Genomic DNA, 25,893 nt, shown 5'->3' with positions numbered 1-25,893 from the left:
CAAACGTGATGCACGACCCGCAAAGGCGCCCGCGTATCTGGTTCCGGCGGTTGACCTTGCCCCCGCGGCTGTCCATCTGTTGCTTGCGCGGTCCGGGAGCCATCTGGTGGGGCGGTTGCGCCTGTCCAACGGCCTTCGTGCCCCGAGCCTGAGTGTTGCCAATGTCGCGATTGAAATCCTCGTCCACACTCGTCTTTCTGGCCATCGTTGCGCTGCTGGTCGTGTGGATCGGTGGGGGGATGCTGAATCGCACGCCGCCCGAACCGCCCGTCCGTGTCGAGCCACCGCTGCCGAATGTCGCGGCCCATCTCAGCACGGCCGAACGTATCCAGCCGCGTGTCGTTCTGTATGGCAATATCGTGCCGAACCAGACCTCGATCCTGCGGGCGCGGACGGCGGGCATCGTCGAAGAGGTCGTGCGTCAGGGCGATACGGTCGAGCAGGGCGCCCAGATCGCGCGGCTGTCGGCCGATGACCGGCAGGCGGGCGTGGCGCGGGCCGAAGCGGAACTGCGCTCGGCCGAGCGCGATCACGAGGCCGCGCGGCAATTGCGCGAGCGCGGTGTGACATCCGAGGCCGAACTGCAATCGCGTTTTGCCGCGCTGGAGGCCGCGCGGGCGGGGCTGCGCGCGGCCGAACTGGAACTGGACAATACGCGGCTTCGCGCGCCGATCACCGGCACGGTCAGCAATGTGCTGGCCGAGGTGGGCAGCTTCGTGCAAGCGGGCGGCGAGGTGCTTGAGATCGTGAACAACGATCCGCTGATCGCCCAGATCGAGGTGCGCCAGAACGAGATCACCTCGGTCACGCTCGGCCAGCGGGCCGAAGTCGCCTTTCAGGGCGGACGCGAGGCCGAGGGACGTGTCAGCTTCATTTCGCCCGTGGCCACGCCCGAAACCCGCACCTTCCGCGTCGAGATCGAGATCCCGAACCCCGACAGCGCCGTGCCTGCGGGCCTGTCGGCGGAAATCGCCCTGTCGCTGGCCGAACGGGTCGCGCATCGCATCTCGCCTGCGCTGGTGCGGCTGGACGATGCCGGGCGGATCGGCGTGATGATCGTCGAACCTGACGGCGAGACGCTGCGTTTCGCGCCTATCGAGATCGTGCAGGCGCGCGCCGAGGCGATCTGGGCCACCGGCTTGCCGGACGAGGTGCAGATCGTGACGATTTCGCAAGGGGCGCTGAAGGACGGCCAGCGGGCGCTTGTGTCCGAGACGCCCGAGGAATTCCGCAACGTGCTGGGCGGCGAAGCGCCGGCACCCGCGCCAGGGATGGGGGCCGGGACGGGGGCTGACCCGACTGCAGCCGATGCGGCAGCAGCCCTGATCGGCGCGATGGACCCCGAGGCGCCTGCGCCCTCGGCCAGCAATTGAGGGGGCGGCGATGAACGGGATGATTGCGGCGGCTTTCTCGCGTTCGCGGACCGTCGTTCTGATCATGGTCGCGCTGCTTCTGTCGGGCTTTTATGCCTATGTGACGATTCCCAAGGAATCGATGCCCGAGGTGGACATCCCCATCTTCATCGTGAACGTCACCTATAGCGGCGTCAGCGCCGAGGATGCCGCCAAGCTGCTGGCCGAGCCGATCGAACGGCAGGTCAACGCACTAGAGGGGCTGCGGCGCATGACGACCAAGGCCAGCGAGGGCTTTGCCTCGGTCCAGCTGGAATTCCGTCCGGGTTTCGATCAGGACAAGGCGCTGCAATCGGTCAAGGATGCTGTGGACGATGCCAGTCCCGACATTCCGCCGGGCGCCGACGGTCCTTTCGTGCGCGAGATTGACATATCCATGTTCCCGATCCTGACGGTTGCCTTGTCGGGCCAGGTGCCGGAACGCGAGCTGATTCGTCTGGGCCGGCAACTGGCCGATCGGATCGAGACGGTCAGCGGCGTGCTCCAGGCCGATCTGACGGGCGATCGCGACGATCAGCTTGAGGTTCTGATCGACCCCTTGGCGATGGAGACCTATGGCATTTCGCCCGGCCAGTTGTCGCAGGCGGTGCAGGCCAATAATCAGCTGATCGCGGTGGGCAGCTTCGATACCGGCGCGGGGCGTTTGGGCGTCTCCATCCCCGGCACGGTCGTTCGGCTGGACGAGATCATGTCGATTCCGGTTCTGGTCAGCGGTCCGACCGTGCTGCGTGTGCAGGATCTGGCCGAGGTGCGCCAGACCTTCAAGGATCCGATCAGCTATGCCCGGATCGACGGCCAGCCCGCCTTGGCCATCGACGTGCGCAAGTCCGCAGGCGCGAATGTGATCGACACGGTCGAGGCCGTGCGCGCCGAAGTTGCCCGCAGCACCGCCGATTGGCCCGGTCAGGTTCAGGTGGATTTCATGAACGACCAGTCGGTCGAGATGCGCGATCTGTTGTCGGACCTGCAAAACAACGTCATCGCCGCCGTGGTGCTGGTGATGCTGGTGACGGTGCTGTTTCTGGGCACGCGCGCATCGCTTCTGGTGGCGGTGGCGATCCCTGGCTCGTTTCTGGGCGGCATCCTGGTGATCTGGGCGCTTGGCTTCACGCTGAACGTGATCGTGCTGTTCGCGCTTATCCTTGTCGTGGGGATGCTGGTCGATGGCGCCATCGTGGTCGTCGAACTGGGCGAGCGGCTGATTGCCAAGGGCCACAGCAAGTTCGACGCCTTCCGCATGGCCGCGCAGCGCATGGCCTGGCCGATTGTTGCCTCGACCGCGACCACGCTGGCCGTGTTCTTTCCGCTGCTGTTCTGGCCGGGCCTGGCGGGGCAGTTCATGTTCTACCTGCCCGCCACGATGATCGCCACATTGCTGATGTCGCTGGCGATGGCGCTGATCTTCGTGCCGGTGGCGGGCACGGTGCTGGGCGGGGGGGGCGACGGCAACCTGGCGCCGGACGAGGCCGAGGTGCCTTCGGTGATGAACCGCTTCTCGGGCTGGACCATCGCGCGGCCGGGCACCTCGCTGGGGCTGGCGATCCTGGGATTGCTGGCGGTTTTTTACGCCTACTCGATCCTGGGTCGGGGGGTGGATTTCTTCCCCTCGACCGATGCCGAGCGGGCGCAGGTGCAGATCACCGCGAATGGCAACCTGTCCGTGCAAGAGGCCGATCAGCTTGTGCAGATGGTCGAGCGCCGCCTGATCGGGCTGGACGGGATCGAGAGCGTCTATGCCCGCACCATCGGTTCGGTCGAGGAACGGGTCCGCGGCAACCTGTCCTCGGACGTGATCGGCCAGATCCAGGTCGAGTTCACCGATTGGCAGACCCGCCGCCCGTCGGACGAGATCGTGGACGAGATGCGCGCCCTGACCGAAAGCCTGCCGGGGCTGGGCATCCAGGTCGAGGCCGCCTCGGCTGGGCCGGGGGCCTCGCGTCCGGTGCAGATCGAGGTTTCGGCCCGCGACCGCGCGACCTTGCAGGCCGCCGCAGAGTCGATCGAGCAGCTGATGATCGAGGCGGGCACCTTCGTCGATATCGCCAATGACACGCCGCGCCCCAACCCCGAGATCCGTCTGATCGTGGACCGCGAGGAAGCGGCGCGCTACGGCGTGGACATGGAAACGATCGGCACCGCCGTCCGGTTGCTGACCAATGGCGTGAGCCTGGGCACCTATCTGCCCGATTTCGCCGATGACGAAGTGGACATCACCCTGCGCTACCCGCCCGAGCAGCGCAATTTCGAGAACCTTGCCAATCTGCGTGTCAGCGTGCCATCAGGGCAGGTGCCCATCTCGAACGTGGTCCAGATCATCCCCGCCCCCGCGCCCGCCGCCATCACCCGCGTTGGCGCTCGCGAGACACAGACGCTCACCGCCGATCTGGCGCCCGGCACGACGCTGGCGGTCGAATTGCAGCGCATCAGCGCGGCCATCGCGGCGCTTGATCTGCCCGACACGGTCGAGGTCAATTACGGCGGCGAGATCGAGGACCAGCAAGAGGCAATGACCTTCCTGGTCGGCGCCTTTTTCGCGGCCCTGTTCCTGATGTTCACGATCCTTCTGATCCAGATGAACAGCTTCTACCAGGCTTTCCTGATCCTGACCGCGATCATCTTTTCCATCGCCGGCGTGTTCCTGGGCCTGATGATCCGGCAGGAGCCGTTTTCCATCGTGATGAGCGGCGTCGGCATCATGGCTTTGGCCGGGGTGGTGGTGAACAACAATATCGTCCTGATCGACGCCTATAACGAGCATCGCGGCAACGGGCTGGACCCCGACCGCGCCGCCCGCCGCGCTGCGGCCGAGCGTTTCCGCCCGGTGATCCTGACCGCGACGACGACGGTGATCGGCCTGATGCCGATGGTGCTGGGCATGACGATCGACTTCACGGGGCGCGATCTCTATTTCGGGGCGCCTTCGGGGCAGTTCTGGATCCAGCTTTCGACGGGGATCGCGGGCGGTCTGGTCGTGGCAACGGCGGTGACGCTGCTGCTGACGCCGACGCTGCTGGCCTGGGACGGGCGGCGGCGCTTGCGCCGCGCGGCACGACGGGCCGAGGCGCGCCGGCAGTCGCAGCGCAATGCGGTTCAGCCCGCCGAATAGGGCCGCGCGATCCGGGGATCAAAAAAAAGGGCCGCCCTACGGGACGGCCCTGTTCGTTCGCTCCGATGCGGCCTTACTGGAAGGCGCGGTCGGTGACGGCGGTGGTGAATGCGCCTTCGGGCGCAGCCGAGATGACCGGGTCCGAGCCGCCCGACAGCAGCGTGTCCACCGTGCGCTGGTAATCGGCCTCGTCCAGCTTGCCGTTCGAGCCCTCCAGCAGCTTGGTGATCTCGCCCATCATGCGGGTCTGATGCTCCAGCGTCTGTGCGCCGGTCTCGTCGTTTTCCAGCACGATCCCGGCGGCCTGTTCGGGATTGGCGGCGGCGAATTCCCAGCCCCTCATGCTGGCGCGGACAAAGCGCGCCAGTTTGTCCACCATCGCGTCATCGGCCAGCGCGGATTCCAGCACGTAAAGCCCGTCTTCCAGCGTGGCGACGCCCTGATCCTCGTATCGGAAAGTCACCAGATCCTCGGGGGCGATGCCCGCGTCGATCACTTGCCAGTATTCGTTATAGGTCATCGTGCTGATACATGCGGCCTGCTTTTGCAGCAGCGGATCGACGTTGAAGCCCTGTTTCAGCACCGTCACGCCATCCGCCCCGCCCTCGGTAGAGAGGCCAAGCGTGTTCATCCAGGACAGGAACGGATATTCGTTCCCCGAGAACCAGACGCCGAGCGTCTTGCCCGCGAAATCGGTCTGGGGGTTCTCGATGCCGCTTTCCTTGAGGCAGGTCAGCATCATCCCCGAGGATTTGAAGGGCTGCGCGATGTTCACCAGTGGCAGGCCGCGTTCGCGCGCGGCCAGGGCTGCGGGCATCCATTCGACGATGACATCGGCCCCGCCACCGGCCAGAACCTGCGTCGGTGCAATATCCGGGCCGCCGGGCAGGATGGTGACGTTCAGGCCCTCTTCCTCGTAGAAGCCCTGATCGAGGGCGACGTAATAGCCCGCGAACTGGGCCTGCGTGACCCATTTCAGTTGCAGCGTCAGATCGTCGGCCTGCGCCGCCCCCGCCATCAATGCCAGCCCTGCGGCCGAAATCATCAATCGTTTCATCTGCGTCCTCTCCTGTTGGTGGGCCTGACGGCCCGGTCAGCCGCGCTGCGACGGGTGCCAGAATGTCACCTTCTTCTCGATCAGCGCGACAATTCCGTAGAACAGCGTCCCCGCCAGGGCCGACACGACAATTTCGGCCCAGACCAGCGGCAGGTCCAGCCGCCCGACCGCCGTCGAGATGCGAAAACCCATGCCGCGCGTGGGGCTGCCGAAGAATTCGGCAACGATGGCGCCGATCAGGGCCAGCGTCGTCGTGATCTTCAAGCCGTTGAAAAGGAACGGCATCGCGGCGGGCAGGCGCAGCTTCCACAGGGCGGGCCAATAGGGCGCCGCCCAGCTGGACATCAGGTCGCGCTGCATCGGTTCGGTCGCCTTGAGGCCCGCGACCATGTTCACGAGGATCGGGAAGAACACCATGACCACGACCACGGCGGCCTTGGATTGCCAGTCGAAGCCGAACCACATGACCAGGATCGGCGCGATCCCCACGATGGGCAGGGCCGAGACGAAATTGCCGATCGGCAGCAGGCCGCGCTGCAGGAACGGGCTGCGGTCGATGGCGATGGCGGTCGCCACGGCGGCGGCGGCCCCGATCACCCAGCCCGACAGCGCACCCTTCAGGATCGTCTGCACGAAATCTGCCCAGAGGATCGAGCGGTTGGCCACGACGCTTTCCGCGATCAGGCTGGGCGCGGGCAGGATGACAGCCGGCACCTGATAGATGCGGACGGTCATCTCCCAGAGCAGGATGATCGTGGCTCCGAAGATCAGCGCGACGGCGATGCGCGTCGCGCGCGTGTCGAAGCGCGCCAGCCACAGGTTCAGCGCCAGCCCGGCCAGCCAGACGCTCAGGATCGGTATCGCGCTCATCGGGCCAGCCCCATGCGTTTGAGGGTGGCCCGTTCCAGCAGGCCGACGATGGCGACCAGCGTGGCGGCCAGGATCGCGGCGGCGAACAAAGCCGACCAGATCTGCACCGTCTGCCCGTAATAGCTGCCCGACAGAAGCCGCGCGCCCAAGCCCGCCGTGGCGCCCGCCGGCAATTCACCCACGATGGTGCCGACAAGGGCTGCGGCGATGGCCACCTTGAGGCTGGCGAACAGATAGGGCAGCGACGAGGGCAGGCGCAGATGCCAGAAGGTCCGGCCTCTGCCCGCGCTCCAGCTGCGCATCTGGTCAAGCTGCATTGCGTCGGGCGTGCGCAGCCCCTTGACCATACCGACCAGCACCGGAAAAAAGGACAGCCAGGCCGCGATGATCGCCTTGGGCAAGAGCCCTGTCACCCCGATCGAAGCCAGGACCACGATCACCATCGGTGCGATGGCCAGGATCGGCACGGTCTGGCTGGCCACGGCCCAGGGCATGACCGACTGATCCATTGCGCGGCTATGCACGATCCCGACGGCCAGCACGATCCCCGCCGCCGTGCCGATGGCAAAGCCCGCCAGCGTCGCCGACAGCGTGACCCAGCCATGCCAGACCAGCGACCGCCGCGAGGTGACGGCCTGTCCTGCCACGCCCTGCCACAGCCCCTCGGCCACCTGATGGGGCGCGGGCAGGACGGGCCGGTCCTGCGAAAGGGTGCGCGAGACAAGCTCGGGCAGGCTCAGCTCGATGCCCGCACGGGCGGCCTGATCGCGTTCCCATTGCGCATTCATGCGGATCGCGCCCAGATACCAGAGGCCGATGATGATCAGAAGCACGGTCAGGATCGGCACCAGATTGCCGCGCCCCGCGCGGCGCCACGCCTCAATCATGGGCATGACCCTCGCGCAGGCCCTCGCGCACCTCATGGGCCAGCGCGATGAATTCGGGCGTGTCGCGGATGTCCAGCGGACGCTCGGCGGGCAGGGTGCTTTCGATCACGCGGGTGATCCGGCCCGGACGCGGCGACATGACGACGATGCGCGTGGACAGATAGACGGCCTCGGGGATCGAATGGGTGACGAAACCGATCGTCTTGCCGGTCTTGCGCCACAATTCCAGCAGCGCCTCGTTCAGGCGGTCGCGCACGATCTCGTCCAGCGCGCCGAAGGGCTCGTCCATCAGCAGGATGTCGGCGTCGAAGGCCAAGGCGCGCGCAATGCTGGCGCGCTGCTGCATGCCCCCCGACAGCTGCCAAGGGAACTTGGCGCCGAAACCCGACAGTTCGACCAGGTCCAGCACGCGGGCGATCCGCTCGGCCCGTTCGGCGCGCGAAAAGCCCATGATTTCCAGCGGCAGCGAGATGTTGCCGGCAATGGTCCGCCACGGATAAAGCCCCGGCGCCTGAAAGACATAGCCATAGGCCCGCGCCCGCCGCGCCGCATCGGGCGCCATCCCGTTTACCCTGAGCGTGCCGCCGGTCGGCGCCTCCAGCGCGGCGATGCTGCGCAGGAACGTCGTCTTGCCGCAGCCCGAAGGCCCGATGAAACTGACGAACTCGCCACGCCCGATGGACAGGTCCACATCCTTGAGCGCATGGACCGGACCATCCGCGGTCTGAAAGGTCAGGCTGACGCCGCGCGCCTCAATGACCGGGGCGGCGGGGGCGATGGCGGCGTTCCGGGGCAGGGGGCTTGCGTCCAACTCAGACCCCCGTCGCTGGAATGCCGGTCCGCTCGACCGGGCGCGGCGCGGTCAGTTCCTTCCAGGCCGACAGCGCCCGGTTCACGGCGGGTCGGGGCGCGCGGGCGACGAATTCGCCATGCCCCTCGCAGCTTTCGACCTTGCCCTCGGTCACGGCGACCACGCCACGCGTCAGGGTGAAGCGCGGCAAACCCTTGACCCGCTGGCCCTCGAAGACGTTGTAATCGATGGCCGATTGCTGCGCATCGGCGGTGATGACCTTCTCAGCCTTGGGATCCCAGACGACCAGATCGGCATCGGCCCCGACCAGAATGGCGCCCTTTTTCGGGTACATGTTCAGGATCTTGGCGATGTTGGTCGAGGTGACGGCCACGAATTCGTTCGGCGTCAGCCGTCCCGTCCCGACGCCATGCGTCCAGAGCATCGGCATCCGGTCCTCAAGCCCCCCGGTCCCGTTCGGGATCTTGGTGAAATCGCCGATGCCGAACCGCTTTTGCTCGGTGGTAAAGGCGCAGTGATCGGTCGCCACCACAGACAGGCTGCCCGATTGCAGCCCGGCCCAGAGGCTGTCCTGATGGGCCTTGTTGCGGAAGGGCGGAGACATGACGCGGCGGGCGGCATGATCCCAGTCGGGGTGGAAATACTCGCTCTCGTCCAGGGTCAGATGCTGGATCAGCGGCTCGCCCCAGATGCGCTTGCCTTGCGCTCGCGCCCGGCGGATCGCCTCATGCGCCTCCTCGCAGCTGACATGCACGATATAAAGCGGCACGCCTGCCATGTCGGCCAGCATGATCGCGCGGTTCGCGGCCTCGCCCTCGACCTGAGTCGGACGCGAATAGGCATGGGCCTCGGGGCCGCAATTCCCCTCGGCCAACAGCCGCGCCGACAATTCGGCCACGACATCGCCGTTCTCGGCATGGACCATGGCCAGGCCACCCAGATCGCCCACCCGCCGGAAGCTGGAGAACAATTCATCATCGTTCACCATCAGGGCGCCCTTGTAGGCCATGAAATGCTTGAAGCTGGTGATGCCCCGATTCACGACGGCCTGCATCTCGTCAAAGACCTGCTCGCCCCACCAGGTGATCGCCATGTGATAGCTGTAATCGCAATGCGCCCGGCTGACCTTGTTGTCCCACATCCGCAGCGCGTCCAGCAGCCCCTGACCGGGCGAGGGCAGGGCAAAATCGACGACCATCGTCGTCCCCCCCGCCAGTGCCGCGCGCGTGCCGCTTTCGAAATCGTCGGCCGAATAGGTGCCCATGAAAGGCATCTCCAGATGAGTATGCGGATCGATCCCACCGGGCATGACGTAGCAGCCCGAGGCGTCCAGCACCCGATCTCCCACCAGCCCCGCGCCGATGGCCGCGATCCGGCCCTCCTCGATCAGCACATCCGCCTCATGGGTCAGATCCGCCGTGACGATGGTGCCGCCCCTGATGACCGTGCTCATGGCCTTCCCTCTTCTTCGTTGTCCAAATACCCCGGGGGTCCGGGGGCTGGCCCCCGGCGCCCGCGTCCCGGCTCCTCGCCCTCAATCTTCGATGCCGGCGGCCTCCAGCACCGCGTGCAGCAGCACATCACAGCCCGCCTTGGCCCATTCCGGCGTGATCGCTTCGGCCTCGTTATGGCTCAGCCCATCCACGCAGGGGCACATGATCATCGCCGTAGGCGCGACACGGTTGATCCAGCAGGCATCGTGACCTGCCCCCGAGACGATATCCATATGGCTCAGACCCAAGGCCTCCGCCGCGCGCCGGACGCTGGCGACCAGGTCGGGATCGAAGGTTACAGGCTCGAAATGCCCGACAGGTTCGATCTGAATACCCAGCCCCAGTTCCCGTGCGATTTCAGTGGCTTCCGCTTCAAGCCGCGATCGCATCGCACTCAGCTTGGCCGGATCGGGCGAGCGGAAATCGATGGTAAAGACTGCCTTGCCGGGGATCACGTTGCGGCTGTTTGGCCAGACATTCGCCTGACCGACCGCGCCCACGGCATCGGGCTGGTGGTCCATCGCGATCCGGTGCACCGCCTCGATGATCCGCGCCATGCCAAGCCCCGCATTGACCCGCATCCCCATCGGTGTCGAGCCCGTATGCGCTTCCTTGCCGGTCAACGTAACCTCCAGCCACCACAGTCCCTGACCATGGGTCACGACACCGATCTGCTTGCCCTCGGCTTCAAGGATCGGACCCTGTTCGATATGATATTCGAACATCGCATGGATGCGGCGATCGCCCGGCTTCTCGTCGCCGCGCCAGCCGATCCGGTCCAGCTCCTCGCCGAACCGCTTGCCCTCGGCATCGGTGCGGCTGTTGGCGTAATCCTCGTCATGCACGCCCGCAAAGACGCCCGAGGCCAGCATGGCGGGCGCAAAGCGTGTGCCTTCCTCGTTCGTCCAGTTCACCACCACGATGGGGCGCTGCGTGCGGATGCCCAGATCGCGGATCGAGCGCACGACCTCCAGCCCGGCCAGCACACCCAGCACGCCGTCATATTTGCCGCCGGTGGGCTGCGTATCCAGGTGGCTGCCGATATAGACCGGATCCAGATCGGGCTGGGTTCCCTCGTGGCGCATGAACATGTTGCCCATCCGGTCGAGGCCCATCACCATCCCGGCATCCTCGCACCAGCGGCGGAAGAGGGCGCGCCCCTCGGCATCGGCATCGGTCAGCGTCTGGCGGTTGCAGCCGCCCGCGATGCCGGGGCCGATCCGGGCCATCTCTTCAAGACTGTCCCACAGCCTCTGACCGTCCACCGCCAGATTGGCAGCACTCATCATGGCGCTTGCGTCGCTCATGTCCTTGTCCTTCCTGTCGTGCCGCCCCGTTCTGTCGCGGGGTCGGCTTGATGGGTTCCGCGCCTTAGGCGGCGGCTTTCAGCACATCGCCAAGCGTGCCGATCAGATGGTCGATCTGCGCCTTGCTGATGATCAGGGGCGGCGACATGGCGATGATGTCGCCGGTCACGCGGATCAGGATTCCGGCCTCGAAGGCCCTGATGAAGATGTCAAAGGCGCGCTTGCCCGGCTGGCCCTCGATCGGGTTCAGTTCTACTGCGCCGATCAGCCCCATGTTGCGGATGTCGATGACATGAGGGTGGTCGGCCAGGCTGTGGATCGCCTCTTGCCAATAGGCCTCGAGGCTGGCGGCGCGGGTCAGCAGCCCCTCCTCGGCATAGGTGTCCAGTGTGGCGATGGCGGCGGCACAGCTGATCGGGTTGCCGGAATAGGTGTAGCCGTGGAACAGTTCGATGACATGCTCGGGGCCCTGCATGAAGGTATCGTGGATCGCGCCCGAGGTCAGCACTGCGCCCATCGGGATGACGCCGTTGGTCAGGCCCTTGGCGCAGGTGATCATGTCCGGGACAACCCCGAAATGCTGGGCGGCAAAGGGACTGCCCAAGCGGCCGAAACCGGTGATGACCTCGTCGAAGATCAGAAGGATGCCATGCTTGCGGGTGATTTCGCGCAGCTTTTCCAGATAGCCCTTGGGGGGCATCAGGACGCCGGTCGATCCGGCCATCGGCTCGACGATCACGGCGGCGATGGTCTCGGCACCGTGCAGTGCCACGATTCGTTCCAGATCATCGGCCAGATGGGCGCCGTGTTCGGGCTGGCCCTTGGTCATGCGGTTTTCGGGCAGGTGGGTATGGGGCAGGTGATCGACGCCCGCCAGCAGCGTGCCGAAATGGCGGCGGTTGTTCACGATCCCACCGACCGAGATGCCGCCGAAGCCCACGCCGTGATAGCCGCGCTCGCGCCCGATCAGGCGCGTCCGGGCGCCGTCGCCGCGGGCGCGGTGATAGGCAAGCGCAATCTTCAGCGCCGTATCAACGGCTTCCGAGCCAGAGTTGCAATAAAATACATGCTCCATCCCAGCGGGGGCGATATCCACGATGCGATTGGCCAGCTCGAAAGCCAGTGGATGGCCCATCTGAAAGGCAGGGGCATAGTCCAACTCGCCGATCTGGGCCTGCACGGCCTCGGTGATCTTCGGGCGACAATGACCGGCATTGCAGCACCACAGGCCCGCCGTGCCGTCGAGGATCTGCCGACCATCGGCCGAGGTATAATGCATGTCCTTCGACGCGACCAACATCCGCGGCGCCGACTTGAACTGACGGTTCGCGGTGAAGGGCATCCAGAAGGCGCGCAGGTCATTCGGGGCGGGCTTGCGATCAAGCGGCATGGGTGATGTCCTCACGGAATATTGACCAAACGGTCAGGATCAGGCTAGCACGGGTCCAGTGCCAGTCAAGCGCCGTGATGGGGCGCAGGACCGATACGGAAACGCTGCCGGTTTTCCGAGCATGTCAGAAGGATCGAGGCGATGACAGAGCCTTCATCGGCCCCCATGACGCGAATCCAGCAGAAGAATCGTGACCGGATCCTCGAGGGTGCCTTGACGGCCTTTTCGGCCAATGGCTTTCGCGGGGCGACGATCGACCAGATCGCCAGGGCGGCGGGGCTGTCAAAGCCGAATGTCCTCTATTACTTCGCCTCGAAGGACGAAATTCACAAGACGCTGCTGACCACGCTTCTGGAGATGTGGCTGGACCCGCTGCGGCGCCTGGATCCGAAAGGCGATCCGCTGTCCGAGGTGCTGGCTTATATCCGCGCCAAGCTGATGATGTCGCGTGATTTTCCGCGCGAAAGCCGGCTGTTCGCTTATGAGATCCTGCAAGGCGCGCCCCACCTGACCGAGGTTCTGGGCGGCGGTCTGCGCCAGATCGTCGATGACAGCGCCGCGATCCTGGCCGGCTGGATGGAGCAGGGGCGGCTGCGCCGCGTCGATCCGCACCACCTGATCTTCTCGATCTGGGCATTGACGCAGCATTACGCGGATTTCGACGCGCAGATCCGCGCGGTTCTGGGCACTTCGCGCGACCCTCTCGCCGAGGCCGAGACTTTTGCCGAAGATCTCTATCGCCGTCTGCTTGCCCCGTGATCAGGCGGGCTGAGATTTGCCCAGCAATTCGGCAGCTGCCACGATCATGGTCAGATTCTCATGCGCCGCGGCGATGAAGTCGGGGCGTTCGCCTGAAACCCAATCCTTGGTCGCGGCATTGGTCGCGGCGATGATGGCGGCAGCCAGAATCTCGATCAGACGCGGGTCCGAGCCGGGCAGGCGACGATGCAGCAGGTTGCGCATCTGCGCCCGCCTGGCCAACATCGCGCTGTTGCGCAATGCCTCCAGCTTGGCATCGGTCTCGCTAAGACGCAGCAGGTGGCCGATCATCTCGCGCTCGCCCAGAAAACGCGACAGATGCGCCTCGATCAGGCACGACAGGTCGTCGATCAGCCGTCCGCGACCCGCGATGAAAGCCTCGGCGGCATCGGCAGGATAATCGGGCGGCGGGCCCATCAGGGCCGCTTCCTTGTAGGGATAGTAATTGAAGAAGGTGCGCGTGCTGATCCCCGCCTCGCGGGCGATCGCCTCGGTGGTGACATTGGCAAGCCCGTCGCGCACCGCAAGAGCAACGGCGGCGGACTGGATCTTCTTGGCCGTCTTGAGGCGTCTGGCTTCCTGGGGGCTCATGCCGTTCCGTCTGGTCTGTCCTTGCTCTCCCACGTTGCGTTGCCGCGCGGGTCGTCGCAAGCGCGAAATGTCAGGATCAGCAACGAGCCGCCCGCCTTTAACGGGGCGCCGCAGCATGTCGAGGTGGCCGACCAGGCTCAGCTGCCCCAGGTGCGGATGGGGCCGCAATCCATATGCACGAAGTTCGACCGCGTGTAACGGCCCACCCCGCCCGCGCGGCAGGCCAGCGCGGCCTGATAGATCTGCGCCACCGAACGCGATTTCAGCCGCAAGTCAGCGGCCTTGCCGGTCGTGTGCAGCGAGTTTTGCGCCACGCCGCCCGATTGACGCCGCAGCATCGCATTGGTGCGCGGCGAACGATAGCCCGACAGCATCATGTAAGGCTCGTTCGTCTGCAGCAGGCGAGCCGAGGCCGCCGCCACGTCGATGGTGCGGGGGTCGATGCCGATTACCTCACCCGTGCGCCAGTCACGCATGAAGATGTTGATCTCGTTCAGCGCCTCGCGGACATATTTGCCGTCGATCCAATAGACGGTGTCGATGCTTTCCCCGGTCCGGCCGTTATACATGCGGATCCGCCGCATGTCGCCCGCATTGCCGCGCAGAAAGCCGAATGCGTTGGCCATGACCGGCGCGGCCGCAACGCTTGTCGCCGCAAACACGCCGAGAATGCCACGACGAGAGATAAGGTCCAAAGTCATGTCAGATCGCCTGTCCTGCATCGTTTTTGGTCGCCACGCATGGCGCGGCACGTCCGGGTTGTAGCCCCGCTGTGCTAACAATATGTCAAATTCTCGTATGGGACGAAACGGATTCTGGCCTGCGAACGTTGCATCGGGCCTTTTGGGCGGGTTCTTGCCGATATTCATGCGCTGTCACCGCTCTGCATCTACCTGTGTCAGCCCCGCCACAGAGACGGTTTCCCCCAGACCGAACAGTGGCTTGACCGTGACAGTGTTTCGGGCGGCGGATAGTGTCGGGACAGGGTATGAGGGTTGGCGATGGTGCTGCGTCTGTTCATGAAAACCGTGCCGCTGTTGACCGTGGCCGTTTTGGCCGGGCCTTCATCCGCGCAGGTCGGTCACGGCAGCGCGACCTCGCTCGGTGTGGCGAATGCGCCGCGTTTGCACTTTACCGCGGATGAGATGGCCCTGGCGGAAGCGGTCGCGGGCGATCCCGATCTTGCTGCCTTCTACGGGCGGCACGGGCTGCGGCCCGTCTTTCTGGGCGAATCGGCGGCCCCCCGTCGCGAGGCGCTGCGCCGCGCCATCGCCGAAGCGCCGCGTCATGCCATCGCCTCGGCCCGCTACGCGCCGCATCTTCTGGCCGCAACCGAGGGGATCGAGGCGGAACTGGCCCATGCCCGTGCCCTGTCGCGCCTGTTGTCGGACCTGTCGGGGGGCGTATTGCGTCCGTCGCGCGTCGATCACGAAATCAAGCGCGAGGGCGATGGCCGCGACGTTCCCGGCTTGATGGCGCGCTTTGTCGAATCGGCGGATCCGGGCGCGGTGATCGCCTCGGCGGCGCCGCCCCATCCCGCCTATCGCGCGCTTCAGCAGGCGCTCGCGGGCGCGGCGGATCTGGACATCCCGCACCATCTGCCGCGCGTGCCCGAGGGTTTGTGGCGGATCGGCGCACGTGGGGCGGACCTGCCGCTCTTGCGTGCCCGGCTGGAGGCGATGGGCCTGGCCGCTCCAAGCGCCGAGCCCACGCTGTATGACGCCGAACTGGCGCTGTCGGTTCGGCGTTTCCAGGAGGCAGCCGGCCTGCCTGCCGACGGCATTGCCGGGCCTCGGACGATTCGCGCACTGAATGGCGAGGCGCCCCTGGGCGAGGATGGGCGGCAGCGCGCCATCGCCGTCGCGCTGGAACGGTTGCGCTGGATGGGCAAGCATGACCTGAGCCAGCGCCATGTCTGGGTGAATATCCCCGAATACAGCACCAGCATCGTCGAAAACGGAGCCGAGATCTTCCGCACCCGCGCCGTCGTGGGAAAACATGCCGACGAGATGCGGACGCCGGAATTCTCGGACATGCTGTCTCATATCGTCGTGAACCCGACCTGGACTGTGCCGCCAGGCATGTTGCAGCGCACCTATCTGCCCAAGCTGCGCCAGAACCGCCACGCCTTTCCGCATCTGGATGTGATCGACCGTCGTGGCAATGTCGTCCCGCGAGAGGCCCTCGACCTGTCGGGCGGCTTTCCCTATCGGCTTCGCCAGAGCCCAAGCGACGACAACGCTCTTGGGATTGTCAAGTTCATCTTTCCCAACCCCTGGAACATCTATCTGCATGACACTCCGAACAAGAGCCTGTTCGGCAACCGGATGCGGGCGGCCTCGAATGGCTGCATCCGGATCGGAGATCCGGTCGATCTGGCTCATCAGCTTCTGTCACGCCAGACCGACGACCCGGCCGCGATGTTCCGTCGCGCGCGCGACAGCGGGCGCGAGCAGTGGCTGACCCTACGGCCCGCCATCCCCGTCCATCTGGTCTATTTCACCGCCTGGCCCGACGATCAGGGGCGGGTGCGGCTGTTCGATGATGTCTATGGCCGCGATGCCCGAATCTGGCGCGCGCTGCAGGACGCCATGCGGGGCTGACGCAGCGGCACGGTCGGCAGACTGGCGCGGCGCGGCCAAACAGGCTAAGTCGCGTCAGGAAAGGGGGCGACATGCCGATTACAATTCGCGACCTGGCCCATAGCCTCGGTGCCCGCGCATGGGGCGATCTTGATCTGAGCGTCACCGGTGCCGCCGAGCCCGAAGCCGCAGGCGCCGCCTCGACCGGTCTCATCGCGCTGGCCATGGCGCCACGCTATGCCGAAGCACTGGCCCCCGGCGCAATGGCGATCCTGGCCGAGGGCATGGACCCTGAGGCGCTTGGCGTTCGGGCTGCGATCTTCGCGCCCCGGCCCCGGCTGGTCATGGCCGGGCTGACGCAGGCCTTCGATCCCGGTCCCGACATCGCCCCCGGCATCCATGCCAGCGCGGTTATCGACCCGTCGGCCCAGATCGGCGAGGGCGCCTCGATCGGACCCTTCGTCGTGATCGGGGCAGGCGTTGTCATTGGCGCGCGCGCCCGGATCGGCGCTCATGCCAGCATCGCGCGCGGCAGCCGGATCGGGGATGATGCGCTGATCCATGCGGGCGTGCGCATCGCCCATGGCGTGACGGCGGGCGACCGGCTGATTGTCCAGCCCGGCGCGGTGATCGGCGGCGATGGCTTCTCTTTCGTCACCCCCGAGGAATCCGGCATCGAAGAGATCCGCCGCACCTTGGGCCAGCGCAGCGCGATCAAGGCGCAGCACTGGACGCGCATCCATTCGCTTGGCGGCGTCGAGATCGGCGATGATGTCGAAATCGGGGCCAATGCCACGATCGACCGTGGCACGATCCGCGCCACGCGGGTCGGATCAGGCACCAAGATCGACAATCTTGCGCAGCTGGGCCACAATGTCGTGGTGGGCCGCGACTGCCTGATCTGCGGGCAGGTAGGCATTGCAGGCTCGTCGCGGATCGGCGACCGCGTGGTGCTGGCCGGGCAGGTTGGCGTCAGCGACAATATCGAGATCGGCGACGACGTGATCGCCGGCGGCGCGACCAAGATCTTCACCCGCGTCCCCTCGGGCCGGGTGATCCTGGGCAATCCCGCCGTGAAGATGGAAACGCAGATGGAGATCCAGAAGGCCATGCGCCGTCTGCCGCGTTTCGCAGAACAGCTTTCAAAACTTCAGCAATCCGTTACACGACTGTTGGAAAAGGGCTGATCAGGAGGCCATATGACCGACGACATCAAGAACCGCATTCGCGCCATCATCGCCGAACAGGCCATGCTGGAACCCGATCAGATCACCGACGACGCGACCCCGCAGGATCTGGGCATCGACAGCCTGGGCCTGGTCGAATCCATCTTCGCCATCGAAGAAGAATTCGACATCTCGATCCCCTTCAATGCCAACGAACCCGAGAAATCGGATTTCGACATTTCGTCCATGGGCTCGATCATCGCCGCGGTCGAACGCCTGGTGGCGGAAAAGGGCTGATGTCAGACAAGGACAAGACCCCGCCCGCCGATATCGAGGCGCTGGCCGATGCGGGCATCGCCGCGCCGGCGGTGCAGGGCACGGGCGGTCTGACCGCGCGGTCCGGTCTGCGCCGGGTGGTCATCACGGGCGCCGGCACGATCAACGCGCTTGGCGCCGACGTGGCCTCGACGCTGAACGCCTTCCGCGAGGGGCGATCGGGCATCACCCAGCTTCAGTTCCGCGATGTCGAGCGGCTGTCCATCCAGATCGGCGCGCAGGTCCATGACTGGCAGCCCGAACAGTATTTCAACCGCCAGCAGATCCTGCTTTACGACAAGTTCACCCAGTTCACGCTTCTCGCCGCCAAGCAGGCGGTCGAGCAATCGGGCCTGCATTTCGAGGGCGCTCTGGGCTTCCGCTCGGGCGTCGTGCTGGGCACGGCCGGGGGCGGGCTGAACACCTGGGACGAGAATTATCGCGCCGTCTATGAGGAAGGAAAGAACCGCGTTCACCCCTTTGTCGTCCCCAAGCTGATGAACAATGCCGCCGCCAGCCATGTCAGCATGGAGTTCGGCCTGCGTGGCCCCTCATTCACGGTGGCCACGGCCTGCGCCAGTTCCAATCACGCGATGGGGCTGGCCTTCCAGATGGTCCGCTCGGGCGCGGCCGAGGTGATGTTGTCGGGCGGCTCCGAGGCGATGCTGTGCTTCGGCGGCGTCAAGGCCTGGGAGGGGCTGCGCGTCATGTCCAAGGATGCCTGCCGCCCCTTCAGCGCCAACCGCAACGGCATGGTCCAGGGCGAGGGCGCGGGCGTCTTCGTCTTCGAGGAATACGAACATGCCCGCGCGCGCGGCGCCGACATCCTGGCCGAGGTGGTGGGTTTCGCCATGTCCTCGGACGCGCAGGACATCGTCATGCCCTCGGCCCAGGGGGCAGAACGCGCGATCACCGGTGCGATGCAGGATGCCGGGCTGAACCGCGACGAGATCGGATATATCAATGCCCATGGCACCGGAACGGCCGCCAATGACAAGACCGAGTGCGCGGCGGTGGCCCATGCGTTCGGCCATCATGCCGACCGGCTGATGATCAGTTCGACCAAGTCGATGCACGGCCACCTGATTGGCGGCACCGGTGCGGTCGAGCTTCTGGCCTGTATCATGGCCCTGCGCGAGGGCGTGATCGCGCCGACCATCGGCTATGAAGAGCCCGATCCGGAATGCGCGCTGGATGTCGTGCCGAATGTTGCGCGCGAGGCGCGGGTCGATGCGGTCCTGTCGAACGCCTTTGCCTTTGGTGGACTGAACGCGGTGATCGCGCTGCGGCGAATCTGACGCGCCAGCATGAAAAGGCCCCCGCATCGGGCGAGGCGGGGGCTTTTCAAGGTTTTCAAGGTATGGTGTTGCCGTTATTCGGCGGGCGCTTCCTCGGGCGCATCGGCCGGTTCCCCGGCCTGCGTCCCGCTATCCTCGGCGGGGGCCTCCGGCTCGGCCTCGATATAGGCGGTCAGCGCATCAAAGGCCGCGGTGAAGCCGGACAGCGAGGCCACCAGGTTCACCGGCTGCGCGGGATCGGCGCCATAGGGCAGAAGCTGGATCGTCGCGCGGTTGCCACGTTTCATCGCGGCAACTTCCTCGGCGGTGAAACCCATCTGCGAGACACAACCGACCTGGGTGCAGACCCCGAACGGATAACCGCGCGCCTCGCCATTGTCGATCTGAAGGCCCAGCCCATTCAGCAGATCGGTCTCGAGCGGAGCGATCAGCCGCGCACCGGCGGCCAGTTCTCCATTCAGAAGCGGAAAGACCGAAAGCTCGGCGACGGCGTTATCGTCGTCATCGACCAACAGCTTGTACATCTCGCACGGGTCTTTGGGTTGATCGGTGCGGATGCAGCGGATCACCCAGTCCTGATGCTCGGACAGCGCGTAATAGGTGCCAAGGCGCGGCTGGCCGCCTTCCTCGGCCGCCTGTTCCGACGGTGTCGCGTTGGCCGGTGCGGCGGCGTCGGCATCAGGTGCCGGGGTCTCGGGCTCGGGGGCGGTGGTCTCGGCCTCGGCGGGGCTGTCGGTGGCGGCGTCCTGCGCAAATGCCGGCATGGCGGCCAAAGCAAGGGCGGCAAGCAGCGCCGTGGTTGTCTTCTGCATGATCTTTCTTCCTTTGATCAAAGCCTTGAGCACGGCCTAACATGCTGCCGGGCCGATGTCAGGCAGCATGTCGTGCCATCGGCATCACCTTGCCTTGAAAGACGGTCAAGAGGGCAGGCCGGCATCCGCAAAGATCAGGCTGCGCTGGCGCAGCGTCACGGCCAGCTGCTCGGCGGTAAAGACGCCGCGCAACGTCAGAACGATCCGGCCATCGACGGCGACGCTGGTGATTGCCGCATCCTCATCGGCGCTGACGGTGATCACGGGGGGATTCGTCTCGTCGAACGCGGCATAGAGGCTCAGGCTGTCCTCGGCCGGGTCGAAATCGGTGATTTGTGCGGGGCCACCGCGCACGTCATAGACCATACGGAACGAGTCGGTTCCGCTACCGCCGGACACGATGTCATCGGTCGAGAAGAGAAGTTGATCATCGCCCGCATCGCCGAACAATTGCTCGGCCCCGCCGCGCGCCCAGTCCGCATCGGCATCCAGACGATCCGAGCTGATGACGTCGTTGCCCGGCCCGCCATAGATCACATCGGTGCCGCCTCCGCCCGCAAGGCTGTCATCGCCGGTTCCGCCGTATATGGTGTCATTGCCGGTATTTCCTTCAAGCCAGTCATTGCCACCAAACCCGCTGATCAGATCGTCGCCGCCCAGGGCCAGAATGATGTCGTCGCCATCGGTGCCGTCGATCCGGTCGGCGCCGTTGGTGCCGGTCAGGTTCAGGCCCGGTATCGAGCCGTCATCGTCGTCGCTGCTGAATGGGTTCGTCGCCAGAAACAGGGTGAGCCCCCCGAAGAGCAACGCATTGGCGATGAACGCCCACTCATGGATCATGATGTAACAACCTTTCCCGCGCTCAACCTGATACCTCTGCTCAATTGAGCATATATGCCCGTGCCGTCAAATGATTCCGGCAAGTCGAAGCAAGCGCCTCACGAGTCCTTCGCACGGCAGAATGGCGGCCCCGAAGGACCGCCATTCGTCGTGGCGACAGCGCGAAGGATCAGTTCGCCGGGGCCGGAGCGGTTTCGCCGGGCATCGGCTGCATGGCCGGGTCATTGGCCGGAGCCATCGCCGGATCAGAGCCGACCGGCGTCATGTCCGCCGAAGGTGCGTTTTCGCGGTCGCGGAACACGTATTCCGGGGCCGCGTCAGCCTCTTCACGGGTCAGGTTGGCCGTGATCTCGCGGGCGTCATAGTTGATCGTCAGTTCGTCCCAAGGCAGCGCGATATCTTTCTGCCCGATGCCGAGGAAGCCGCCGACCCCGATGATCGCGGCCTTCAGCTCACCCGTATCGCCATCGAGGATCAGATCCTTGATCGAGCCGATGTTGGTCCCATCCGGGGCTTCGACATTGGTGCCGGTAATCCAGTCAAGCCGCAATTCGTTCGGCGCCTGTTGCTGAACGACCTTTTCGCTGGCTGCCGCCGTCATGTTGGCTTCAGCACCGGCGTCCATGGCTGCGTCGTTGGCGTCCATGGCTGCGTCGTCAGTCATGGGGTCGGCCATCGGATCGGCGACGGGGTCCGTCGCCATCGGCTCGGTGGCCATCGGATCGGCCGGAACGGTCGCGTCGCCTGCGGGCTGCATCGCCGGATCATCGGCGGGGACGGTGGCGTCCTGTGCGAAGGCCGCGACCGAAAAGGGCAGGACCAGAGCAGTGGTCAGCATGAGCTTGCGCATGGTGTATCCTCCTGAAAACAAGAGCGCCCGTCGGGCTGCTATTGCGGATACAATTCGACGACCCGTATTCCGGTTCCAGGCCCGAGAGGCGCGACGCGCGATCGGCGGAAGTCTGCCGCCGATCGCGGGGAATCTAGTCCTCGCCGCGGAAGGGCTGGACATATTGCAGCGCCATGTCCCAGGGAAAGAAGATCCAGGTATCCTGGCTGACCTCGGTGACATAGCTGGCGACCATCGGCTTGCCCTTGGGCTTGGCATAGACGGTGGCCAGATGCGCCTTGGGATACATCTGCCGGATCAGTTCCAGCGTGCGGCCCGAATCCACCAGATCATCGACGACCAGGATCCCCTCGCCATCGCGCATCAGCTCGGCATCGGGGCTTTTCAGCACTTCGAGCTGGCCTTGGCCGGCCGCAGCACCCACGCCCTTGTAGGAGCGGATCGAGATCGTGTCGATCGTGCGGATGTCCAGTTCACGCGCGACGATCATTGCGGGGACCAGCCCGCCGCGTGTCACGGCGACCACCGCCCGCCATTCGGTTCCATCCAGGCGCCAGGCCAGCGCGCGGGCATCGCGGTGCAGCTGGTCCCAGCTGACATGAAAGCCTTTCTCGTGTGGCAGGCGGTCATTCACGGTCTTTTCTCCTTCAGGGGCGCAGGATCAGCGACACTCCAAGCGCAAGAATGGCCGCACCCGCCGTCCGGTCTATCCAGAATTTCGAGGCAAGATAGCACCGCCGCAGCAGGGGCAGGGCCATCAGGCAGGCCAATGCGCTATAGAAGAACAATTCGACCGACAAGGCCAGCGCGTAGATGGCTCCCTTGTCGGCAAGGTTCAGCACGGACGGAAAGATCGACAGCAGGACCGCCGAATAGAACAGCGCAGGCTTGGGATTGGCAAGGTTCAGCATCACGCCCGCCGCAAAGCCCATGGCGCCCCCCGCCGGATCGGGCAGAGGGGCGGAGGCATGGCGCCACATCTGCGCCCCGATCCAGACCAGATAGGCACCCCCTGCCATCGCCATGGCCGTCAGCGTCCAGGGCGCGACCCGGAACAGCGCTGTCAGGCCCAGCAGCGCGAACAGGCACCAGATCGAGGCTCCGAGCGCCAGGCCCCAGCCATAGGCCAGCGCATGGCGGCGGCCCAGGACAAAGGCGCCCTGGCTGACCGCGATGACGCCGGGGCCGGGCGACAGGATCGCCAGAGACAGCGTTGCCACGAAGACGGCCATTTCGGCAGAGGTGATCTGAAGCATCGCGCGGCGCTTGCGGCCCTGGCGGACCTAGTCCTTTCTGACCGCCGTTGCGATGTCGGGCGCGTCCACGGCCTTCATGCCGACGACATGATAGCCCGCATCGACGTGGTGGACCTCTCCGGTCACGCCGCTGCCCAGATCAGACAGCAGATAAAGCGCAGACTTGCCCACATCCTCGGTGGTGACATTCCGGCGTAGCGGCGAGTTCAGTTCGTTCCATTTCAGGATGTAGCGGAAATCGCCGATGCCGCTGGCGGCCAGCGTCTTGATCGGACCGGCGCTGATCGCATTGACGCGGATGCCATCCTTGCCGAAATCCTCGGCCAGATAGCGAACGCTGGCTTCGAGCGCGGCCTTGGCGACGCCCATCACGTTGTAGTGAGGCATGACCCGTTCGGCGCCGTAGTAGGTCAGCGTCAGCATTGACCCGCCATCAGGCATCATCGCGGCGGCGCGGCGGGCGACAGCGGTGAAGGAATAGACGGAAATGTCCATCGTCATCAGGAAATTGTCGCGCGTCGTCTCGGCATAGCGGCCGCGCAGCTGCTCCTTGTCGGAAAAGCCGATGGCGTGGACGACAAAATCCAGCTTGCCCCATTGTTCGGCAAGACTTGCGAACAGCGCGTCGATCGTGGCCTCGTCGGACACGTCGCAGGGCAGGACGATATCCGAACCAACCTGTGCTGCCAGCGGCTCGACCCGCCTTTTCAGCGCCTCGCCCTGATAGCTGAAGGCCAGCGTTGCGCCCTGATCGGCCAGCGCCTTGGCGATGCCCCAGGCAATCGACTTGTCATTCGCCAGCCCCATGATAAGGCCGCGCTTGCCTGACATCAGGCCGCACCCCTGCTCGCTTGACATTGGCTGTCCCTCGCGGTTTCAACACGTTACCAAGCCGTGATTAGGCCAATCAAGGCAGGGCTTCAAGCGCGCAGGATGCAACCCATGGATGATCGGACCGGAATATTCGCGGGCGACGACCCCTTTGCCATAACGCGCGCCTGGCTGGCCGAGGCCGAGGCGTCCGAGCCCAACGACCCCAACGCCATCGCGCTGGCCACTGTCGATCCCGACGGTATGCCCGATGTGCGCATGGTCCTGCTGAAGGATATCGACGGGTCCGGGCTTGACGGCTCTTTCGTCTTCTACACGAATTACGACAGCGCCAAGGGCCGCCAGATCGAGGCCAGCGGCAAGGCCGCCTTCGTGCTGCACTGGAAATCCTTGCGCCGCCAGATCCGCGTGCGCGGGTTTGTTACCCGCGAGGATGGCGGCCAGGCCGACGCCTATTTTGCCAGCCGCGCTCTGCAAAGCCGGATCGGGGCCTGGGCTTCAAGCCAGTCCCAGCCTCTGTCCAGCCGGGCCGCGCTGATGGCCGAGGCCGCAAGAATGGGCCTTCGGCTGGGAACAAATCCGCCGCGCCCTGCGTTTTGGGGTGGTTACAGGATAAGGCCCGAACGGATCGAGTTCTGGGCGGATGGCGCTTTCCGGTTGCATGACAGATTTGCCTGGGAACGCGATGGCGACAGAGGGTGGCGGGTCCAGCGGCTCTCTCCCTGATCTGGTGCGATTGCATTTCGACGGCTGTGCTGATCGACCGGGCCAGGGACGCCACCAGCTTCGTCGGCCGTTGCGGATCGCGTCAAGCATCTCTAACTTTGGCTGGAAGACAATCCGCTCAGGAACAGGAATATGAAAAGATCATGCCAGACGTGTCATTGAAGCGTGTGACCGGCTTGGTCAAATGGTTCGACCCCGCCAAGGGATATGGCTTCATACTGGATCAGGACGGCGGTCCGGACATTCTGCTTCATGCGAATGTGTTGCGGAATTTCGGTCGAGGCTCGGTCGCGGACCAGTCTCGTATTGTTGTGATGGCCCAGTCCACGCCACGGGGTTTGCAAGCTGTTGAAATCGTCCTCATCAAGCCTCCGGCAAGCGATGGCACGCCGCCGATTGCCGATCTTGACATTGCCTTGATCGAGCATCTCGACGCCCTGCCGCTGAGACCCGCGCGGGTGAAGTGGTTCGACAAGGCCAAGGGCTTCGGTTTCGCAAACATCTACGGTCATCCTGACGACGTTTTCGTTCATATCGAGGTCGTGCGCCATTCCGGTTTTGCTGACCTCGCGATCGGTGAAGCGATCTGCCTGCGTGTGATCGAAGGACCGCGCGGGCTGATGGCAGCACAGGTCGCGCCCTGGCATTCCGCGGTGAATGCAGCCGACATGGCTGCCCCTGCTGCGCAGGGCGAAGACCGGCCCGATTTGTTGGCGCATGTGGCTGAATAGGGCGCGCCTCGTTGTGATTGTCCTGACCCTCGTTGCGGCGGGCGGGGCAGGGGCACAGGATTCGCGCCGCGTCGAGCCTCGTGTCGAATGTCGCGACGACCGCGCCATCTTTGCCATCGGCGCCGAGACCCCGCTGGTCTTTTCGGTCGAGATCGCGGACACGCCCGCTGCGCGCGCGCGAGGCCTCATGTTCCGCCAGTCGCTGCCCGAACGGGGCGGAATGCTGTTCATCTACGAGAGACCGCAGCAAGTCAGCTTCTGGATGCGTAACACGCTGATTCCGCTGGACCTGATCTTCATCGACGAAACCGGCGTCGTGCGTCATGTGCATTCAAGGGCTCGTCCGCTGGACGAAACCCCCATTCCCGGCGCCGTCGTGGGCGACCCCGATCCTGCCCGCCTGATGGTTCTGGAAATTGCCGGAGGCGAGGCCGAACGTCTCGGGCTTGGTCGTAATGCTGTTCTGGCGCATCCCCGGCTGGATCAGGACAAGGCTGTCTGGCCCTGCCTTTAGGAGCGCTTCGACTGCCGCGCGGATCGCTTAAAAAAAATCGCTCAGACGTGTTTTTTCCGCTTGCAGCCCCCGCCGCCTTTGCCTAATTACCGCCTCACGCAGACGGCAAGCGTCGGAAGCGAAATGGAAAGTGGCCCGTTCGTCTATCGGTTAGGACGCCAGGTTTTCAACCTGGAAAGAGGGGTTCGATTCCCCTACGGGCTGCCATTTACCGGGAATGTCCCGCCCGATGTTGAACTTCGTGGGATGAGAGGTGGCGTTGCTCTCGCTGAGCCGCAGGCTCGGGGTG

The 25,893-nt window shown here is 65.2% G+C and carries 25 protein-coding genes and 1 tRNA gene; 11 read left to right on the top strand and 15 right to left on the bottom strand.

Going from position 1 to position 25,893, the window contains the following annotated elements:
- Nucleotides 1–161 precede the first annotated feature (161 nt).
- Nucleotides 162–1,373 (top strand): efflux RND transporter periplasmic adaptor subunit, encoded by a 1,212-nt coding sequence (locus KY389_RS06055; RefSeq protein ID WP_219829959.1) that lies wholly within the window; start codon nt 162–164, stop codon nt 1,371–1,373.
- 10 nt (nt 1,374–1,383) lie between these two features.
- Nucleotides 1,384–4,518 (top strand): efflux RND transporter permease subunit, encoded by a 3,135-nt coding sequence (locus KY389_RS06050; protein WP_219829958.1) that lies wholly within the window; start codon nt 1,384–1,386, stop codon nt 4,516–4,518.
- Nucleotides 4,519–4,591: 73 nt separating this feature from the next.
- On the opposite strand, the gene KY389_RS06045 is transcribed toward KY389_RS06050, so the two are convergent.
- The 7 genes from KY389_RS06045 to aptA form a co-directional block, all read right to left on the bottom strand.
- Nucleotides 4,592–5,575, bottom strand: a complete 984-nt coding sequence (locus KY389_RS06045; RefSeq protein WP_219829957.1) for an ABC transporter substrate-binding protein — start codon at nt 5,573–5,575, stop codon at nt 4,592–4,594.
- A 36-nt stretch (nt 5,576–5,611) separates the two neighbouring features.
- Complete coding sequence (locus KY389_RS06040; protein WP_219829956.1) at nt 5,612–6,445, bottom strand: ABC transporter permease; 834 nt, start codon at nt 6,443–6,445, stop codon at nt 5,612–5,614.
- Nucleotides 6,442–7,332, bottom strand: coding sequence for an ABC transporter permease (locus KY389_RS06035; RefSeq protein ID WP_219829955.1), 891 nt, complete (start codon nt 7,330–7,332; stop codon nt 6,442–6,444). The genes KY389_RS06040 and KY389_RS06035 overlap by 4 nt, the downstream gene beginning before the upstream one ends.
- Nucleotides 7,325–8,143 (bottom strand): ABC transporter ATP-binding protein, encoded by an 819-nt coding sequence (locus KY389_RS06030; protein ID WP_246587988.1) that lies wholly within the window; start codon nt 8,141–8,143, stop codon nt 7,325–7,327. Before KY389_RS06030 ends, KY389_RS06035 begins: the two co-directional genes overlap by 8 nt.
- 1 nt (nt 8,144) lies before the next feature.
- Entirely contained in the window at nt 8,145–9,596 is a 1,452-nt protein-coding gene (gene hydA / locus KY389_RS06025) for a dihydropyrimidinase (RefSeq protein WP_219829954.1), read from the bottom strand.
- A gap of 81 nt (nt 9,597–9,677) precedes the next feature.
- Nucleotides 9,678–10,943: a Zn-dependent hydrolase gene (locus tag KY389_RS06020; protein ID WP_425517150.1), complete on the bottom strand. Its 1,266-nt coding sequence runs from the start codon at nt 10,941–10,943 to the stop codon at nt 9,678–9,680.
- A gap of 64 nt (nt 10,944–11,007) precedes the next feature.
- The gene (aptA, locus tag KY389_RS06015) at nt 11,008–12,333 is read right to left on the bottom strand and encodes an omega-aminotransferase AptA (RefSeq protein ID WP_219829953.1); all 1,326 of its coding nucleotides are present in this window, start codon (nt 12,331–12,333) and stop codon (nt 11,008–11,010) included.
- 141 nt (nt 12,334–12,474) lie between these two features.
- On the opposite strand from aptA, the gene KY389_RS06010 reads away from it, so the two are divergent.
- On the top strand, nt 12,475–13,092 hold the full coding sequence (locus KY389_RS06010; RefSeq protein ID WP_219829952.1) for a TetR family transcriptional regulator C-terminal domain-containing protein: 618 nt from the start codon (nt 12,475–12,477) through the stop codon (nt 13,090–13,092).
- Here the strand turns inward: KY389_RS06010 and KY389_RS06005 are convergent, their stop codons facing one another.
- Both KY389_RS06005 and mepK read right to left on the bottom strand, forming a co-directional pair.
- Nucleotides 13,093–13,683 carry a TetR/AcrR family transcriptional regulator gene (locus tag KY389_RS06005; protein WP_219829951.1) on the bottom strand — a complete coding sequence of 197 codons (591 nt, stop codon included), beginning with the start codon at nt 13,681–13,683 and terminating at the stop codon, nt 13,093–13,095.
- 137 nt (nt 13,684–13,820) lie between these two features.
- Nucleotides 13,821–14,384, bottom strand: a complete 564-nt coding sequence (gene mepK, locus KY389_RS06000) for a peptidoglycan L,D-endopeptidase MepK (RefSeq protein ID WP_219829950.1) — start codon at nt 14,382–14,384, stop codon at nt 13,821–13,823.
- Between the two features lie 300 nt (nt 14,385–14,684).
- On the opposite strand from mepK, the gene KY389_RS05995 reads away from it, so the two are divergent.
- The 4 genes from KY389_RS05995 (at nt 14,685) to KY389_RS05980 (ending at nt 19,044) form a co-directional block, all read left to right on the top strand.
- Complete coding sequence (locus tag KY389_RS05995; RefSeq protein WP_246587987.1) at nt 14,685–16,286, top strand: L,D-transpeptidase family protein; 1,602 nt, start codon at nt 14,685–14,687, stop codon at nt 16,284–16,286.
- 71 nt (nt 16,287–16,357) lie between these two features.
- The gene (gene lpxD, locus KY389_RS05990; protein WP_219829949.1) at nt 16,358–17,452 is read left to right on the top strand and encodes a UDP-3-O-(3-hydroxymyristoyl)glucosamine N-acyltransferase; all 1,095 of its coding nucleotides are present in this window, start codon (nt 16,358–16,360) and stop codon (nt 17,450–17,452) included.
- A gap of 12 nt (nt 17,453–17,464) precedes the next feature.
- Nucleotides 17,465–17,728 (top strand): acyl carrier protein, encoded by a 264-nt coding sequence (locus KY389_RS05985; RefSeq protein ID WP_219829948.1) that lies wholly within the window; start codon nt 17,465–17,467, stop codon nt 17,726–17,728.
- Between the two features lie 107 nt (nt 17,729–17,835).
- Entirely contained in the window at nt 17,836–19,044 is a 1,209-nt protein-coding gene (locus KY389_RS05980; protein ID WP_219830036.1) for a beta-ketoacyl-[acyl-carrier-protein] synthase family protein, read from the top strand.
- Nucleotides 19,045–19,118: 74 nt separating this feature from the next.
- Here KY389_RS05980 and KY389_RS05975 read toward each other — a convergent pair whose 3' ends face one another.
- The 6 genes from KY389_RS05975 to fabI form a co-directional block, all read right to left on the bottom strand.
- Nucleotides 19,119–19,856, bottom strand: coding sequence for an invasion associated locus B family protein (locus tag KY389_RS05975; RefSeq protein ID WP_246587986.1), 738 nt, complete (start codon nt 19,854–19,856; stop codon nt 19,119–19,121).
- A gap of 105 nt (nt 19,857–19,961) precedes the next feature.
- Entirely contained in the window at nt 19,962–20,696 is a 735-nt protein-coding gene (locus KY389_RS15635; protein ID WP_219829947.1) for a calcium-binding protein, read from the bottom strand.
- 169 nt (nt 20,697–20,865) lie between these two features.
- A complete protein-coding gene (locus KY389_RS05965; protein WP_219829946.1) occupies nt 20,866–21,546 on the bottom strand; it encodes a PRC-barrel domain-containing protein in 681 nt (226 codons plus the stop codon).
- Nucleotides 21,547–21,679: 133 nt separating this feature from the next.
- Nucleotides 21,680–22,180: a xanthine phosphoribosyltransferase gene (gene gpt / locus KY389_RS05960; protein ID WP_219829945.1), complete on the bottom strand. Its 501-nt coding sequence runs from the start codon at nt 22,178–22,180 to the stop codon at nt 21,680–21,682.
- 13 nt (nt 22,181–22,193) lie between these two features.
- Entirely contained in the window at nt 22,194–22,802 is a 609-nt protein-coding gene (locus KY389_RS05955; protein ID WP_246587985.1) for a LysE family translocator, read from the bottom strand.
- A gap of 27 nt (nt 22,803–22,829) precedes the next feature.
- Nucleotides 22,830–23,660 (bottom strand): enoyl-ACP reductase FabI, encoded by an 831-nt coding sequence (fabI, locus tag KY389_RS05950; protein WP_219829944.1) that lies wholly within the window; start codon nt 23,658–23,660, stop codon nt 22,830–22,832.
- Nucleotides 23,661–23,744: 84 nt separating this feature from the next.
- Here fabI and pdxH point away from each other — a divergent pair, with 84 nt between their 5' ends.
- The 4 genes from pdxH (at nt 23,745) to KY389_RS05930 (ending at nt 25,811) form a co-directional block, all read left to right on the top strand.
- Nucleotides 23,745–24,359 carry a pyridoxamine 5'-phosphate oxidase gene (pdxH, locus tag KY389_RS05945; protein ID WP_219829943.1) on the top strand — a complete coding sequence of 205 codons (615 nt, stop codon included), beginning with the start codon at nt 23,745–23,747 and terminating at the stop codon, nt 24,357–24,359.
- Nucleotides 24,332–25,090, top strand: a complete 759-nt coding sequence (locus KY389_RS05940) for a cold-shock protein (RefSeq protein WP_425517147.1) — start codon at nt 24,332–24,334, stop codon at nt 25,088–25,090. The genes pdxH and KY389_RS05940 overlap by 28 nt, the downstream gene beginning before the upstream one ends.
- 13 nt (nt 25,091–25,103) lie before the next feature.
- On the top strand, nt 25,104–25,604 hold the full coding sequence (locus tag KY389_RS05935) for a DUF192 domain-containing protein (RefSeq protein ID WP_343222909.1): 501 nt from the start codon (nt 25,104–25,106) through the stop codon (nt 25,602–25,604).
- Nucleotides 25,605–25,736: 132 nt separating this feature from the next.
- Nucleotides 25,737–25,811: transfer RNA gene (locus tag KY389_RS05930), tRNA-Glu, on the top strand.
- The last annotated feature ends 82 nt before the right edge of the window (nt 25,812–25,893 follow it).

It is taken from the genome of Paracoccus bogoriensis (genome assembly GCF_019431455.1).
GTDB lineage: Bacteria > Pseudomonadota > Alphaproteobacteria > Rhodobacterales > Rhodobacteraceae > Paracoccus > Paracoccus bogoriensis.
Note: the sequence above shows the minus strand (reverse complement) of the source record. Positions and strands in the feature narration are given on the sequence as shown.

Coding starts and splice junctions, on each gene's coding strand:
- KY389_RS06055 (WP_219829959.1), top strand. CDS start 162: ATGTCGCGATTGAAATCCTCGTCCACACTCGTCTTTCTGGCCATCGTT.
- KY389_RS06050 (WP_219829958.1), top strand. CDS start 1,384: ATGAACGGGATGATTGCGGCGGCTTTCTCGCGTTCGCGGACCGTCGTT.
- KY389_RS06045 (WP_219829957.1), bottom strand. CDS start 5,575: ATGAAACGATTGATGATTTCGGCCGCAGGGCTGGCATTGATGGCGGGG.
- KY389_RS06040 (WP_219829956.1), bottom strand. CDS start 6,445: ATGAGCGCGATACCGATCCTGAGCGTCTGGCTGGCCGGGCTGGCGCTG.
- KY389_RS06035 (WP_219829955.1), bottom strand. CDS start 7,332: ATGATTGAGGCGTGGCGCCGCGCGGGGCGCGGCAATCTGGTGCCGATC.
- hydA (WP_219829954.1), bottom strand. CDS start 9,596: ATGAGCACGGTCATCAGGGGCGGCACCATCGTCACGGCGGATCTGACC.
- KY389_RS06020 (WP_425517150.1), bottom strand. CDS start 10,943: ATGAGCGACGCAAGCGCCATGATGAGTGCTGCCAATCTGGCGGTGGAC.
- aptA (WP_219829953.1), bottom strand. CDS start 12,333: ATGCCGCTTGATCGCAAGCCCGCCCCGAATGACCTGCGCGCCTTCTGG.
- KY389_RS06010 (WP_219829952.1), top strand. CDS start 12,475: ATGACAGAGCCTTCATCGGCCCCCATGACGCGAATCCAGCAGAAGAAT.
- KY389_RS06005 (WP_219829951.1), bottom strand. CDS start 13,683: ATGAGCCCCCAGGAAGCCAGACGCCTCAAGACGGCCAAGAAGATCCAG.
- mepK (WP_219829950.1), bottom strand. CDS start 14,384: ATGACTTTGGACCTTATCTCTCGTCGTGGCATTCTCGGCGTGTTTGCG.
- KY389_RS05995 (WP_246587987.1), top strand. CDS start 14,685: ATGGTGCTGCGTCTGTTCATGAAAACCGTGCCGCTGTTGACCGTGGCC.
- lpxD (WP_219829949.1), top strand. CDS start 16,358: ATGCCGATTACAATTCGCGACCTGGCCCATAGCCTCGGTGCCCGCGCA.
- KY389_RS05985 (WP_219829948.1), top strand. CDS start 17,465: ATGACCGACGACATCAAGAACCGCATTCGCGCCATCATCGCCGAACAG.
- KY389_RS05975 (WP_246587986.1), bottom strand. CDS start 19,856: ATGCAGAAGACAACCACGGCGCTGCTTGCCGCCCTTGCTTTGGCCGCC.
- KY389_RS15635 (WP_219829947.1), bottom strand. CDS start 20,696: ATGATCCATGAGTGGGCGTTCATCGCCAATGCGTTGCTCTTCGGGGGG.
- KY389_RS05965 (WP_219829946.1), bottom strand. CDS start 21,546: ATGCGCAAGCTCATGCTGACCACTGCTCTGGTCCTGCCCTTTTCGGTC.
- KY389_RS05955 (WP_246587985.1), bottom strand. CDS start 22,802: ATGCTTCAGATCACCTCTGCCGAAATGGCCGTCTTCGTGGCAACGCTG.
- fabI (WP_219829944.1), bottom strand. CDS start 23,660: ATGTCAAGCGAGCAGGGGTGCGGCCTGATGTCAGGCAAGCGCGGCCTT.
- pdxH (WP_219829943.1), top strand. CDS start 23,745: ATGGATGATCGGACCGGAATATTCGCGGGCGACGACCCCTTTGCCATA.